We start from the raw sequence: 15,560 nt of genomic DNA on the forward strand, positions 1-15,560 counted from the left end.
CATATATACGGCAAGGCGAAGCTGACGTGGTTTGAAGAGATTTTCGAAGAGTATAAAAGTAATCAATAGCCAATAAAATAGCTCCCTCCAAACTTGGAAAGAAGCTATTTTTTTATTGTTGCAATACTTTTCTTGGCTTGGTACCTTCAGCTGGACCAATGACACCTGCCATCTCAAGCTCTTCCATGAGACGGGTCGCACGGTTAAATCCAACTGATAAACGACGCTGAATCATAGATGCACTGGCTTTCTGGGTCTCAATGACTAGAGCTTTAGCTTCTTCAAAGAGCGGATCACCACCAGATTCACCATCTGAAAATTCTCCGTCATTTTCAGAAACTTCTCCCGGATCAAAACTCTCATCGTAGTCCGCATCAGCCTGAGCCTTGATGAAGTTTACGATGCGTTCAACATCATCATCCGAGATAAAGGAGCCTTGGAGACGAACAGGGTGATTTTCATCGATTGGTTTAAAGAGCATATCTCCACGTCCAAGCAGCTTCTCAGCTCCATTTTCATCCAAGATAGTACGGGAGTCTGTCCCTGATGAAACCGCAAATGCGACACGAGATGGGACATTGGCTTTGATTAGACCAGAGATGACATCAACAGATGGACGCTGGGTTGCAAGAATCATGTGGATACCTGCAGCACGTGCCTTCTGTCCAAGACGAATAATGGTATCTTCCACTTCCTTGCTGGCCACCATCATAAGGTCAGCCAGCTCATCAACAATCACGACAATGAGCGGTAGCGGAATCTGCTTGTACTCAGACTGGGCATTGAACTCTTCTACCTTGGCATTAAAGCCTGCAATATTCCGAACTCCCACCTTGGCAAAGAGTTCATAACGATTTTCCATTTCATCCACAACCTTTTGCAGGGCCTTGCTAGCCTTGCGTGGATTGGTCACAACTGGAATCAAGAGATGAGGAATGTCATTGTAAACAGACAACTCAACCATCTTAGGGTCCACCATCATAAATTTAACTTGATCAGGTCTCGCCTTCATGAGGATGCTAGCGATAATGCCGTTAACAGCTACTGACTTCCCAGAACCCGTTGAACCTGCGACGAGCAAGTGGGGCATTTTAGAAAGGTCAAAAGCTCTTGCGGTGCCATTAACCGCCTTTCCTAGAGGAATTTCCAAGAGATTTTCTGCTTTCGTTTGAGATTGTTCCCATAGTTCGCGGAAAGAAACTGTCGCAATCTCAGAGTTAGGTACCTCAATTCCCACTAAAGATTTCCCTGGGATAGGTGCTTCGATTCGGACATCCTTAGCAGCCAAGGCTAGAGCGAGGTCATCTGCTAGATTGGAAATGCGGTTGACCCTTACACCTACTGCTGGCTTAACTTCATACTTGGTCACTGATGGCCCAATTTCGGCTCGTTCAACCGTTACCTTGATACCAAAGCTAGCAAAGGTTTCTTCTAGGATTTTGATGTTTTCACGAACGATTTTCTTCTCTTTAGACTGGTCTTTAGGTTTATCAGGGGCAAAGAGTTGTAAGCTTGGAAGTTTGTATTCGAGGGCTTCCTTTGCTGAAAAATCGACCTGAACATCTTCGTCATCAGAGCCATCTTCCTGTTCAGGGAATTCAAGTTCAGGTTGAGGCAGGATGATTTCTGGTTCCACCCGCTCTTCTTCTGAAAAAGGTGAAACGTCAAGCACAACATCTGCTGTCAGAATTTCACCCGTTTCCATATCAACAGGAGGCATATCGAGTAAAGCTTTTTCAGCCTCTTCTTTTTCTAATCTAGCCTCTTCCTCAGCCTTTTGGCGAGCTTTTTCTTCTTGTTTAACAAAGCATTCCTCTTTTCGACGCTCATGTCCTTCCCTCCATTTTGCAAATCCTCTACTGAAAAATTCAGCAATATCGTAAACAGACCAAGGACTGACTAGGAGGGCACCCACTAAAATCAAGATAGAACCAATAAAGTAAGTGCCGATATTTGAAAAGAGAAAGGCGGTTGGAATATAAAGAGCGACCCCGATCAAGCCCCCTCCAGCAAAACTGGTCGTTCGAAAACCAGTCAAATCCGTCACAACCTGAGCCATGGTTCCTTTTAGAACGGACTTATCCAAACCATATTTCCAAACCAAGTAGGCCTCAAAAATCAAGAGCAAGCCAGCAAATATGGTGAAAAATCCTGATAAGAGTCCTTCCTGTTTTCGTATCCACTTGAAAAAGAAGAGATAGATCAATAGGGCAAATATTGCCAGATAAGCTAGACTACCCACCAACAAGCGAATTAAATTGTAAAGAGTGATACCTGCAGCTCCTAATTTAAAAGCTGCGAAAATCAATAAAATCGCGATTCCCAACGAAATCAACATCCGTTGGATCGCTTCTTTTCTCTCGAGTTCTGCTTTAGACGGTCTCCGTCTTGTTTTACTTGTATTCTTGTTTGCCATTTTTCTATTATACCATATTTCACAGGCATTTCGAAAAGAGAAAAAGACTGCACCAAACGGTCCAATCTTCTTTATCATGATTATATTCAAAGTAATTGTTATTATATTTAAATAAGCAAAGTCTCAAAGTTTAGATTTTTAAGATTTCACTTCGAAATTTGTATTTTTTATTTCTTGTTTTCTATCTATTTCCCTATCCGCAACTTCCCAAACACAATCGAAATGTTTTTCCATCATAGAAATGAAATCTATTTCATCATTATTAGTTTTAAAAAAGTCATCTTTTTTAGTAGTTTTACGTTCACCTATCAACACAAAATTGGTCTCCCAATTATATGGAGGCAGAGTAACTCTTAAAAAAGCCTTTGTCATCTTCATATTTTTCTTTTTTTTATAAACCAACATAAACGGCAAACGATATTGTGTTGAATAATAGCGAATTTCCATTTGTCCACTTTCTACATATTTACTATATTTTTTAGTCACATCTTCAATTTCGATACTAATATTTGTGTCAGACTTTCGCAACCCTTCTTTATCCTCAAGTTTCTCTAAATCTGATAAAAAATTGGTATAGATCTGAGAACACAAAAAACGAATTTTCATTCCATTATTCATAGCATTCTCTAATACAGTTCTATTTTCCGAAAAAAAATCAATACCTGATATAAAAAGTAAATCCAATCTTTTAGTATTTTTACATAACTTTTTAATCTCTCTAGTCGAATGCTTTTTCTTTGCCACTACACCTTTAAATCCATACGATTTCATTTCTTCTGCAATACGAAAATCTCTTGTAATTTTTTTCGTCACTAAGTAACCAAAACCACCGATTATTCCAGAAGCTAATAGAGCTGATAAAATTGATTCTACTATCTTCTTCCAATCCAAATCCAGAATAAATTCAATTATATTCATTTAAAATACTCTCATTATGTTTTTTCATTTCTATGAGTTTTATTTTAGAATATCATTCAAAAACTTGTTTGTCAAATTCTTTAAAAAAGACTGCACCAAACGGTCCAATCTTTTTATTTTCTATCTAATTTTTATGCTTGTGGTTTGCGTAGGTAACCATAAACCACACCACTTACGATTGCTCCTACCAAGACAGCAACGAGGTAAAGGAGGGCATTTGAAGTAAGGGCAATAACGAAGATTCCTCCGTGTGGCGCCATGAGTTTGATACCAGTAAGACCAACGAGACCTCCTGCTACTGCTGAACCAAGAATGAAACTTGGAATCGCACGAGCTGGGTCAGCTGCACCAAACGGAATCGCTCCCTCAGTGATAAATGACAAGCCCATGATGATATTCGTCAAACCAGAGTTGCGTTCTTCCTTGGTAAATTTATCTTTGAAAAGAAGCGTTGCGACAAAGATTGCAAGTGGTGGCACCATTCCTCCAGCCATAACTGCTGCCATGGCTACAGAACCACCTGAAGAAACAGTCGCTGCAAGCGTACCTGTACCAAAGACATAAGCCGCTTTGTTAACTGGTCCACCCATGTCAACAGCCATCATTCCACCAAGGACGATACCAAGAAGGACAGCTGAACCGCCTCCAAGACCGCCTAGGAAGTCATTCATAGCAGTGTTGATTGCCGCCATCGGGATATTCACAGCTAGCATGACAAATCCAGTCAAGATCGTTCCAAGAAGTGGCAAGAGAAGGATTGATTTAGCACCTTCAAGTGAACGAGGAACTTTAACGTATTTCTTGATAGCAAGAACCAATGCACCTGCGATAAATCCTCCCACAAGGGCACCTAGGAAACCAGATGATACACCTGCAAGAGTTGAAGTTGCTTCACCACCTGCGGCATAAGGGATCTTACCAAAGGCAAACCCTTCTTTGGCAATAGCACCAGCCACGAAACCAGCTACCAAACCTGGTTTTTCAGCAATAGAATAGGCAACATAACCTGCAAAGACTGGAAGCATCAAACCAAAGGCAGCTCCACCAATTTTCATGAACATAGAAGCTAGTTCATGGTAGGAACCAAGATTACCAAGGTTTTCATTTGGAACGCCCAAAGCACCGTCAATCAAGAAGGCAAGGGCAATCATGATACCACCACCAATAACGAATGGCAACATTTGAGATACACCACTCATCAAGTGTTTGTAGAAGGCACCACCAAGGCTTTGTTTTTCGTTAGAGGCTGTTGCGGCTTTGGCACCATTAGCGGCACGGTAGATTTCAGCATCCCCAGAAAGAGCCAAGTTAATCAGCTCTTCTGTTTTACGGATACCGTCAGCAACTGGACGATTGATCAATGGTTTGCCATCGAAACGATCCATTTCAACTGCCTTGTCTGCTGCGATGATAACAGCTTTAGCCTTACGGATGTCCTCTGATGTTAGTTGGTTCCCAACACCGCTGGCACCGTTGGTTTCGACCTTGATACCAACCCCCATTTCAGCAGCCACTTTTTGAAGGGCTTCTTGGGCCATGTAAGTGTGGGCAATACCTGTCGTACAAGCTGTAACAGCCACGATAAAGTCACCAGAGTTATTGGCAGGTACTTGAACAGGTTCCTCAGTTTTTTCTGAAGCTTTGTCAAAAAGTTCGATGACTTGATCAGCTGATGTTGCTTGACGAAGTTTGTCAGCAAAACCGTCTTTCATCAAGTATTGAGACAATTCTGCCAAGGCTGCCAAGTGAGTGTCATTGGCACCTTCTGGAGCCGCAATCATGAAGAAGAGGTCTGTTGGTTGTCCGTCCAAGCTCTCATAATCAACACCCTTATTTGACTTAGCAAATAGAACTGTCGCTTCTTTGACAGCAGCGTTTTTGCTGTGAGGCATTGCGATACCGTCACCCAAACCAGTAGAAGTCAAGGCTTCACGCGCCAAAATGCCTTCTTTAAAAGTTTCAAAATCTGTTACATAACCGTGGTCTGTCAAATTTTTAATCATCTCGTCGATGACAGCTGTTTTTTCAGTTGCCTGCAAATCCAGCAACATGACATCTTTTCTCAATAAGTCTTGAATTTTCATCGTTTTTCTACCTCAACTTTTTCATATGTTTCTTTAATAAATTCTGCTGTTGCCAAATCATCTGAGAAGGTGGTTGCCGTTCCGCAAGCCACTCCCCATTTGAAGGCTTCTACTGCGTCTTTGGATTTGACAAATTCACCTGTGAATCCGGCAACCATTGAATCACCAGCTCCAACTGAATTTTTAACTGTTCCCTTGATAGGTTTGGCAAAGTAAGCTCCCCCAGATGTTACCAGAAGGGCACCATCACCAGCCATAGAGATAATGACGTTTTGAGCACCTTTAGCCAGTAACTCACGAGCATATTTCTCAATTTGGTCCAAACTTTCGAGTTTAACCCCAAAAATCGCTCCAAGTTCATGATTGTTTGGTTTAACCAAAAGTGGCTGATAGTCCAAACTATCAATCAAGGTCTGTCCTTCAAAATCGCAAACCACCTGCGCACCAGTCTGACGGGTCAAGGAAATCAAATCCTTATAGATAACATTGCCTAGATTTTTAGCACTTGAACCAGCAAAGACAACTGTATCATCTGCAGTCAAGCTAGATAAAATAGCTTTCAATTCTTCTAGCTGAGCTGGTTCAACAGTTGGACCCCTTCCGTTGATTTCTGTTTCCTGGTCTGCTTTTATCTTAACATTGATACGAGTATCTTCTGCCACTTGGACAAAACGTGTCTCAATTTTTTCCTCTGCCAAAGTATCTGTGATAAATTTACCAGTAAAGCCACCGATAAATCCAGTCGCAGTATTGGGAATATCCAAGCGTTTCAAGACACGGCTAACATTGATTCCTTTCCCACCAGCAAACTTATCATCACTGTCCATACGATTGACACTACCGACTTGAACTTGGTCCAAACGCACAATATAGTCAATAGATGGATTGAGTGTGACTGTATAAATCATACTTCTATTACCTCCGTTTTTTCCTTAATAGCCTGCAAAAGCTCATGCCCTTGACTTGTGATAACGATAGCTCGTTTGAGCGGTGCTACCTTGGCAAAGCAAGTTTGTCCAATTTTTGACGAATCCACCAAGACGTAGGTCTGCTTGGCATTCTCCAAAATAGCTCTTTTCACAGCTCCCTCCTCCATATCAGGAGTCGTATAATAGCCATCGTCAACACCATTCATTCCGATAAAGGCACGGTCAAAGTGCAATTGGTTAATCTGGTTAAGAGCAACGCCCCCGATACTAGCATCTGTCGCCGTCTTGACGTTTCCTCCAACCATGACAATTGGAATCTGCTTTTCAACCAACTGAGCGGCATGGTGAATGGAGTTGGTCACAACTGTAACATTCTTATTGACCAATTCATGAATCAAAAAAGCAGTTGTTGTTCCAGCATCGATAAAGATGACATCTTTTTCTTTAATGAGAGAGGCTGCTTTCTGAGCCAGCAACTTCTTTTCTTGAAGGTTTTTGACAGATTTTTCTTGAATGGTTTCTTCTTCCTGTAAGGAGTGGGGGAGTTCTGCTCCACCATGCACACGACGAAGCTTGTTTTCCGCTTCCAACTCATCCAAGTCTCTTCGAACCGTTGATTCTGACGTTTCTAGCAAACTAACTAATTTTTCAAGAGCAACTACATGATGTTGATTTAACTCCTCTAAAATCAGTTGCTTACGCTCTGTTTTTAACACTGAATCACCTCCTGTTATCGTTTACACCATTCATTCTATCATACTTTTTTTCAAAGTCAAGCACTTTTTATCATTTTCCTTCAAATTCTGTCATTTTTCTTATTTACAGAATTTTTATTGCAAGATAAGGACCTTTATGGTAGACTATTTAAGTAAGTATTGGAAGATTACTCAAGAGGCTTAAGAGGCCGTGTTGGAAACGCGGTAGGCGTGTAATAGCGTGCGTGGGTTCGAATCCCATGTCTTCCGTGGAAAAAAGATTATTTTTAGGATGCGACAAATGTTGTATCCTTTTTTCTATCCTTTTTTAAAATAGGGTCTGTTTGTGACTCCCTTTTTAGCAAAAGAATGCAAAGGAATACCAAAGATAAAAATAAAAAACGTTGATTTAACAACGTTTTACCAAGGAATGCAAAGGAATAATGGAGCCGGTGGGAGTCGAACCCACGTCCAAACACCTGCCAACATATTTGTCTACAACCATAGGTTATGTATTATTTTAACAGCCCCTCGACACATAACTCAAGTCTAGAAACTGCGAGTCTATCAATCTCTTATCAAGCCGCTAGACAAGGCTTAATCGTATCTCGCTAATAATAAGACCTGTCATTGAACACGAGCAATCCAAATCGGGTCACGCCTGCTGGTTTTTAGGCAGCTAGAGCGTAAGAAGTGTTATTTTTTGCAGTTATATTTAACTGAGCGTTTACGTCGCCACACGAGTCGCAAAATATGCCTCATAATGCCTGTCGAATCCGTAACGACCCCAAAAGACAATAAAACTATTATACCTTATCTAACACAAAAATGCAAAAAGAAATCACATACCTAAAAAAGATACTATTCGAGAAATTTAGCAAACTGGGAGACTAACTACAACTTTCTCAGTGCATAACTTTACGATTATGAATAGAACTTACGAAATCCAATTAACACATACCTAAGATGAAGCTATCTGTTTTGAAGAAATTCACGAAGAGAATTATTCTAAAATACTTTCAGATGAGAATTTTCCTACTCTCTTTGTTTCAATTCATTTGAGTTTAAAAACAATAAAATCAATCCTTATATTATTCGGACTACTTTTCACTTATTGCACCAAAATATAGTAAAATGAAATAAGAATAGGACGAATAGATCAGGACAGTCAAATCGATTTCTAACAATGTTTTAGAATTAGAGGTGTACTATTCTAGTTTCAATCTACTATAAATAGGTTTCATTCGAACTTTAATAGACTATGAAAACCAGTGGAACTTACCCTGACACGGAATTCCACTGGTTTTTTCGATTTTTACCAGATTAACTTCTACTATTTTTAGCTGTGAAAATTAGTTTAGGACTTTAACTTATTTTCAATCTTCTAATCTAAAGGCCACTTCTAGTAAAGAAAAATCAGGGTTCTCCTGACTTTTACTTAGCTAATTCTCTTTCTCGTTCTTTCATTATTTTATGATTTTCATACAAACGGGATAAGAACTTAGAAATTTCTTTTAAGATAGAATAGGTTGGCACTGCGACAATCATTCCAACTACACCATAGATATTGCTTGACAACAAAAGTAAAACTAAAATCGTGATTGGATGAACCTTCATAACACTTCCTACGATTCGAGGATATAAGATATTGCCATCTACCTGCTGAACAACAAGCATATAAATCACTGCAATCAGCATTCTATGGGGATCAGTGAATATATTTGCAATAATCATAGGAATCAAACCAATACTTGGCCCCACATAAGGAATTAAATTGGCTACACCAGAAAAAATAGCAAAAACTAAAGCATATTTTAAACCAATAATACTATAGCCAATATAAGCCAAACAACCTATAATGATTGCGTCAATCGAAACTCCACTAATATAGCGAGCAATCGTCGCATTCAAATTCTTTAATAAGCCTGCAATATGCAAGCGATCCCTCTTTAGAATCGTTCTTTCAAGCATGGGCAAGAATTTATGTCCATCTAGTAAGAAATAAACCAAAAAAACTGGAGTCATAATCAAAATCAAAACAGTACTGATAAGAGCTGACAAGACGCTCCCCACACTATTTGATACGCTATTTAGGATATTTTGAAGAATATCAACATAGGATAAGTTTAACTGCTGAATTGTAGCTTCTACATCCAAATTCTGGAGCGCAGGATAATTAGATAAGTCTATGATTAAGTCTTGTACTCGACTATAAATAGTTTGACTAGATATAATCAAACTAGATAACTGATTAATCAAAATAGGTAAAAGATAGACAACACCTACGACCATTCCCCAGACCAAAGCACACAAGGTAATTAAAATACCAAGCAAACGATTGAGTTTACAGACTTTATTTAAGAAAGTAACAATAGGGTTTGTCAAATAATAAAGAAACCCCCCTAATAAAAATGGAATCATAATTGTATTAAGCACGCTAACAAAAGGGTTAATCAAAGACCCCATCTGTCTCCATAGGTAAAATATGATTGTTAAGAGTAAAATTTCTGTGGTCCAAAAAAATAATTTATTTCTACGAAACATGAGTTACCTCCCTCACTCTATTTTACCATATTTTCAAAAAGCTTAACGGATGAATTATTAAAGCAAGAATATTTTTTTTCTTTATGATAGAATAAGACTACTATGAAAAAAATATTTTTAACTTTATTAACTGTCTCCCTTTTAGGAGGTGCTTCTACTGCTGTTGCTCAAGATTTTACCATTGCCGCTAAACATGCGATTGCTGTTGAGGCAAATACTGGTAAAATTCTCTATGAGAAGGATGCAACGCAACCTGTCGAAATTGCTTCCATAACAAAATTGATTACTGTTTATCTAGTCTATGAAGCTCTGGAAAATGGAAGTATCACACTATCCACCCCAGTAGATATTTCTGATTATCCTTATCAATTGACGACAAATTCTGAAGCCAGTAATGTTCCTATGGAGGCCCGTAATTATACTGTCGAAGAGTTGCTTGAAGCAACTCTGGTATCTAGTGCCAACAGCGCCGCTATTGCCCTAGCTGAGAAAATTGCTGGCTCTGAAAAAAACTTCGTTGATATGATGCGAGCAAAACTCTTGGAATGGGGAATCAAAGATGCCACTGTTGTCAATACAACTGGTCTGAACAACGAGACTCTAGGAGATAATATTTACCCGGGCTCAAAAAAAGATGATGAAAACAAGCTCAGTGCTTATGATGTCGCTATCGTTGCCCGCAACCTCATCAAAAAATACCCACAAGTTTTGGAAATCACCAAAAAACCTTCTTCTACTTTTGATGGGATAACAATCACTTCAACCAACTACATGTTAGAAGGTATGCCTGCTTACCGTGGTGGTTTTGATGGACTGAAAACAGGAACAACAGATAAGGCTGGAGAGTCTTTTGTTGGTACTACTGTCGAAAAAGGCATGAGAGTCATCACAGTTGTTTTAAATGCAGACCATCAAGACAATAATCCTTACGCTCGGTTTACAGCTACATCTTCACTAATGGATTATATTTCTTCTACATTTACACTTCGCAAAATCGTTCAGCAAGGCGATGCCTATCAAGATAGCAAAACCCCTGTACAAGATGGAAAAGAAGATACGGTCACTGCAGTGGCCCCAGAGGATATCTATCTAATTGAACGTGTTGGGAATCAATCTTCCCAATCTGTTCAATTCACACCTGATTCCAAAGCAATCCCAGCACCACTTGAAGCTGGAACAGTGGTTGGCCATTTAACTTACGAAGACAAGGACTTGATCGGTCAAGGTTACATCACCACAGAGCGCCCTAGTTTCGAAATGGTTGCAGACAAGAAAATTGAAAAAGCCTTCTTCTTAAAAGTTTGGTGGAATCAGTTTGTCCGCTTTGTTAACGAGAAATTATAAAAAAATCGCGATTTAAACCGCGATTTTTTTTATTACAAATTCATCTTCAAAGTTCTTGATTTTGAGTAGATCTAATGCTCAATGAAAATCAAAGAGTAAACTAGGAAGCTAGCCGTAGGTTGCTCAAAGCACCGCTTTGAGGTTGTAGATAAAGCTGACGTGGTTTACACTTTGATTTTCGAATAGTATCAAAGTCCTTGATTTTGAGTATATCTAAAATCAAATTTTACCCAACTGACCCTTCCATCTCATAGCTAATCAAACGGTTCAGCTCAACAGCATACTCCATTGGAAGCTCTTTTGTGAAGGGCTCCACAAATCCCATAACAATCATTTCTGTCGCTTCTGATTCTGACAATCCACGACTCATGAGGTAATACAATTGTTCTTCTGAAATCTTAGAAACCTTAGCTTCGTGTTCCAAAGCAACTTGCGAGTTGTGGATTTCATTAAATGGAATAGTATCTGATGCCGACAAGTCATCCATGATAATGGTATCACATTCAATGTGAGAAACAGATTTCTTAGAGTTCTTGTTAAAGGTTACTTGACCACGGTAGTCAACCTTTCCTCCGCCTTTAGCGATGGATTTAGACACGATAGACGAACTGGTATGTGGAGCATTGTGAATCATCTTGGCACCAGTGTCCTGGTGTTGCCCTGCATTAGCAAAGGCAATAGAAAGCATAGTACCACGCGCCCCTTCTCCATCTAGGCAAACAGATGGGTATTTCATGGTTGTTTTGGCACCCAAGTTTCCATCAATCCACTCAACAGTCGCATCTTTCAAGGCTTTGGCACGTTTCGTTACCAAGTTATAGACGTTGTCAGACCAGTTTTGAATGGTTGTATAACGCATATAAGCTCCTTTTAAGGAAAAGATTTCTACAATGGCAGCATGCAAGCTGTTACTTGAATATGTTGGCGCTGTACAACCTTCAACGTAGTGGACACTTGCTCCCTCATCAACGATAATCAAGGTACGTTCAAACTGACCTGTATTTTCGTTGTTGATACGGAAGTAAGTTTGAAGTGGAATATCCACTTTGACCCCTTTTGGTACATAGATAAAGGTTCCACCTGACCATACTGCCGAATTGAGGGCAGCCAACTTATTATCTGTTGGTGGTACCAACTTAGCAAAGTATTGTTTAAACAAATCTGGGTATTCCTTGAGAGCAGAATCCGTATCTGTAAAGATAATACCTAACTTCTCAAATTCTTCCTTCATGTTATGGTAAACTACTTCGGACTCATACTGGGCAGAAGCTCCAGCAAGATAAGCACGTTCAGCTTCTGGAATCCCAATACGTTCAAAGGTTTCTTTAATTTTTTCAGGAACCTCATCCCAGGAACGAGCTGGTTTATCAGATGGTTTTTGGTAGTAGATTAAGTCATCAAAATCAATCTCTGATAAGTCTGCTCCCCAAGTTTGCATGGGCATTTTTTTGAAGGTTTCATAAGACTTCAAACGGAATTCTAACATCCACTCAGGTTCTCCCTTGGCAGCTGATAGTTCACGAATGACATCCTCATTCAATCCTTTTCCTGTCGATAGGACAGGCTCTACATCATCATGGAAACCAAATTTATATTCACCAAGATCAATTGGTTTTGGTTCTACTCTTTCTTCAGCCATAATATCCTTTCTTTCATTCTTCATTTCTACTGATTCATAAGACAAAAGAAGATCGTCTTATTTGTTATCTTGATTTTCAATTGTTTTCTTAAGGGCATTCCAAGCTAGGGTTGCACACTTGATTCGTTGAGGGAATTTAGCAACACCTGACAAGAAGGCTGCGTCTCCAAGACTATCTTGTCTGTCATCTTTTTGCCCTTGAACCATTTCAGAAAAAATGGTCGCAAGTTCTAAAATTTCTTGTTTGGTTTTTCCTAAAACTGCATCTGTCATCATGCTGGCAGAGGCAGTTGAGATGGTACAACCTGAGTTTAGAAAAGCGATATCTTCCAAACGGTCCTCTGCATCAAACTTGACAGAGAGATTGATAACATCCCCACAGGTTGGATTGTTGAGACTGATTTGCTCAGCATCTTCCAAATTCCCTTGGTGATGTGGATTTTTCGAATGGTCCGCTACCACTGCCATATAAAGGCTATCTAGTTTAGAAAGTGCCATTGAAAAACTCCTTTGTCTTTTGTAAGGAATCGACTAGCTTGTCGCAATCTGCCTTGGTATTGTAGATATAAAAACTTGCACGAGCTGTTGCTGAAACTTCCAAATACTGGAGCAAGGGTTGCGCACAATGGTGACCTGCTCGAACAGCAACTCCTTCATAATCCAGAGCCGTCGCGATGTCGTGCGGATGAAGGTCGCCTAGGTTAAAGGCAATGACACCTGAACGTTGAGCCAAGTCCTGCGAACCGTAAATGGTCAATCCTTCAATCGCCTGTAATTTTGGATAGACATATGCAATCAGTTCCTGTTCATGGGCTTCGATGGCATCCATACCAATCTTTTCCAGATAATCCACTGCTGCTGCCAGTCCGATAGCACCTGCCATGTTAGGAGTTCCAGCCTCGAATTTCCAAGGCAATTCCTTCCAACTAGCCGATTGTTCGTAGACGAAATCAATCATCTCGCCGCCAAATTCTATTGGAGACATTTGCTCCAGATACTTTTCTTTGCCGTAAAGGACACCTATCCCAGTCGGACCAGCCATCTTGTGACCTGAAAAGGCAAAGAAGTCCACATCCAAGTCCTGAACATCAATCTTCATATGAGGCGTAGATTGAGCACCATCCACCACCATGATAGCTCCAACTTGGTGGGCCATTTTAGTGATTTCTTTGATCGGATTGACCACACCAAGGACATTTGATGCATGAGCTAGGGAGACAAACTTGACTCTATCAGTCAATTTAGCTCGCAAATCATCCATATCCAGAGCTCCATCCTTGAGATAGACATAGACAAGCTCCGCTCCAGTCTTACGGCAGGCTTCCTGCCAAGGAATGATATTGGAATGGTGTTCCATGACGGAAATCAAAACCTGGTCTCCCTCAGTCAAGACTTCCTCAGCATAACGCGCTACCCAGTTAAGACTGGTTGTCGTTCCTCTGGTAAAGAGAACTTCCTTTGTAGAGTCTGCATTGATAAACTTACGAATGGTTTCACGAGCCGCCTCATAAGAAGCTGTCGCCCTTTCTGCCAAGATATGAACACCACGGTGAACATTGGCATTGTCGTTCTCATAGTAGCGGTTAATCGTTTCAAGAACAGCTAGTGGTTTTTGTGTCGTTGCAGCATTGTCTAAATAGACCAATGGTTCATCGTTGACAATCTGGTCTAAAATTGGAAAATCCTTGCGAATCGCTTCTACATCTAACATAGGCTTCCCCTTAGCGTTTTGACAATTTTTCTTCGATAGTCGCAATCATTTCATCACGAACCTCCTTGACTGGAATCTCAACGATAACGGATCCAAGGAAACCACGAACAACCAAACGCTCTGCAGTTGCCTTATCCAAGCCACGACTCATGAGGTAGTACATGTCTTCTGGATCTACCTGACCGATAGAAGCCGCATGTCCTGCAGTTACGTCATTTTCATCAATCAAAAGAATTGGATTGGCATCTGAACGCGCTTGGTCTGAAAGCATGAGCACACGGCTCTCTTGTTGGGCATCTGCTCCCTTAGCACCCTTGATGATGTGGCCGATACCATTGAAAGTCAAAGTGGCTTTTTCAAGGATAACCCCATGTTGGAGGATATTTCCGATTGAGTTGCAGCCATAGTTCGTTACTCGGGTATCAATCCCTTGTACCTGACGACCACTTGAAAGAGCTACAACTTTCAGGTCAGCATGGCTACCGTTACCAAGCAAGTCACTATCAAAGTCTGCAACGACACTTCCTTCGTTCATGACACCGATTGCCCAGTCAATACTTGCATCGTTGCCTAATTTACCACGACGGCTAATATAGGCAGTAACGTTTTCACCTAGACGGTCGATAGCCGCAAACTTGACTTGAGCACCAGAACGTGCAATGACTTCTACTGTGATATTAGCAGTTGCTTTGGCACTTCCTTCACCGCGTGACTCTAAACGCTCCAGATAACTAATCTTAGAATTTTTACCAGCGATAATCATAATATGCTTGTTAAACGGCACATCGCTATCGCTGTCTTGATAGAAAATCCCTTCGATTGGTTCAGCAATTTCCACGTTATCAGGAATATAGAGAACAGCACCACTATTGAAATAAGCTGTATGGTAGGCTGCCAACTTATCATCGTCATACTTGACAGATGACATGAAGAATTCCTCAACAAGCTCTGGAATTTCTTCTAAAGCTGAGTGGAAGTCTGTAAAGATGATACCCTGTTCAGCCAACTCAACTGGAATTTGCTCAAAAACAGTTTGCGTTCCTACTTGCACCAACTTCAAGTGGTTATCTAGTGCAGTGAAATCTGGAACATTTGCTGATGGCTCGCTTTCTGTAATCGTCCCATCCCCCAGATTCCAACGGTGGAATTTGACACGCTCAATAACTGGTAATTCTAGACTCTCAATCTTATCAAAAGCTTTTTGACGGAGGTCAGCCAACCAGCTTGGTTCAGCGTGCATTTCTGAAAAAAGTTTAATATTTTCTTTAGTCATTTACTTC

Annotated in this window: 11 protein-coding genes, 1 tRNA gene and 1 other RNA gene; 2 read left to right on the forward strand and 11 right to left on the reverse strand. The window is 40.4% G+C overall.

Annotated elements, in window-relative coordinates:
• Nucleotides 1-112 precede the first annotated feature (112 nt).
• The 5 genes from HT693_RS07885 to HT693_RS07905 all read right to left on the reverse strand — a co-directional run bounded on the left by HT693_RS07885 (nt 113) and on the right by HT693_RS07905 (nt 7,063).
• The gene (locus HT693_RS07885; protein WP_138704863.1) at nt 113-2,416 is read right to left on the reverse strand and encodes a DNA translocase FtsK; all 2,304 of its coding nucleotides are present in this window, start codon (nt 2,414-2,416) and stop codon (nt 113-115) included.
• A gap of 138 nt (nt 2,417-2,554) precedes the next feature.
• A complete protein-coding gene (locus tag HT693_RS07890) occupies nt 2,555-3,334 on the reverse strand; it encodes a hypothetical protein (protein ID WP_001021165.1) in 780 nt (259 codons plus the stop codon).
• Between the two features lie 131 nt (nt 3,335-3,465).
• Nucleotides 3,466-5,418: a fructose-specific PTS transporter subunit EIIC gene (locus tag HT693_RS07895; protein WP_138704278.1), complete on the reverse strand. Its 1,953-nt coding sequence runs from the start codon at nt 5,416-5,418 to the stop codon at nt 3,466-3,468.
• Nucleotides 5,415-6,326, reverse strand: coding sequence for a 1-phosphofructokinase (pfkB, locus tag HT693_RS07900; protein ID WP_138704279.1), 912 nt, complete (start codon nt 6,324-6,326; stop codon nt 5,415-5,417). The genes HT693_RS07895 and pfkB overlap by 4 nt, the downstream gene beginning before the upstream one ends.
• Nucleotides 6,323-7,063 (reverse strand): DeoR/GlpR family DNA-binding transcription regulator, encoded by a 741-nt coding sequence (locus HT693_RS07905; RefSeq protein ID WP_000920625.1) that lies wholly within the window; start codon nt 7,061-7,063, stop codon nt 6,323-6,325. The genes pfkB and HT693_RS07905 overlap by 4 nt, the downstream gene beginning before the upstream one ends.
• A 161-nt stretch (nt 7,064-7,224) precedes the next feature.
• Here HT693_RS07905 and HT693_RS07910 point away from each other — a divergent pair.
• Nucleotides 7,225-7,312 (forward strand) — tRNA-Ser (locus HT693_RS07910).
• A gap of 171 nt (nt 7,313-7,483) precedes the next feature.
• On the opposite strand, the gene ssrA is transcribed toward HT693_RS07910, so the two are convergent.
• Nucleotides 7,484-7,831, reverse strand: a transfer-messenger RNA (tmRNA) gene (gene ssrA / locus HT693_RS07915).
• Between the two features lie 645 nt (nt 7,832-8,476).
• The gene (cozE, locus tag HT693_RS07920) at nt 8,477-9,586 is read right to left on the reverse strand and encodes a cell elongation protein CozE (protein ID WP_050276847.1); all 1,110 of its coding nucleotides are present in this window, start codon (nt 9,584-9,586) and stop codon (nt 8,477-8,479) included.
• Nucleotides 9,587-9,688: 102 nt separating this feature from the next.
• On the opposite strand from cozE, the gene pbp3 reads away from it, so the two are divergent.
• Nucleotides 9,689-10,930, forward strand: a complete 1,242-nt coding sequence (pbp3, locus tag HT693_RS07925; RefSeq protein ID WP_000719169.1) for a D-alanyl-D-alanine carboxypeptidase PBP3 — start codon at nt 9,689-9,691, stop codon at nt 10,928-10,930.
• Nucleotides 10,931-11,156: 226 nt separating this feature from the next.
• Here pbp3 and sufB read toward each other — a convergent pair whose 3' ends face one another.
• The 4 genes from sufB to sufD are packed head-to-tail and all read right to left on the reverse strand — an operon-like array spanning nt 11,157 to nt 15,553.
• A complete protein-coding gene (gene sufB / locus HT693_RS07930) occupies nt 11,157-12,569 on the reverse strand; it encodes a Fe-S cluster assembly protein SufB (RefSeq protein ID WP_000797052.1) in 1,413 nt (470 codons plus the stop codon).
• Between the two features lie 57 nt (nt 12,570-12,626).
• On the reverse strand, nt 12,627-13,067 hold the full coding sequence (sufU, locus tag HT693_RS07935; RefSeq protein ID WP_138704864.1) for a Fe-S cluster assembly sulfur transfer protein SufU: 441 nt from the start codon (nt 13,065-13,067) through the stop codon (nt 12,627-12,629).
• Nucleotides 13,054-14,280 (reverse strand): cysteine desulfurase, encoded by a 1,227-nt coding sequence (locus tag HT693_RS07940; protein WP_050207857.1) that lies wholly within the window; start codon nt 14,278-14,280, stop codon nt 13,054-13,056. Before HT693_RS07940 ends, sufU begins: the two co-directional genes overlap by 14 nt.
• 10 nt (nt 14,281-14,290) lie before the next feature.
• Entirely contained in the window at nt 14,291-15,553 is a 1,263-nt protein-coding gene (gene sufD, locus HT693_RS07945) for a Fe-S cluster assembly protein SufD (protein WP_100104063.1), read from the reverse strand.
• Between the last annotated feature and the right edge of the window lie 7 nt (nt 15,554-15,560).

Source organism: Streptococcus sp. 2154, assembly GCF_013277255.1.
Taxonomy (GTDB): Bacteria; Bacillota; Bacilli; order Lactobacillales; family Streptococcaceae; genus Streptococcus; species Streptococcus pseudopneumoniae.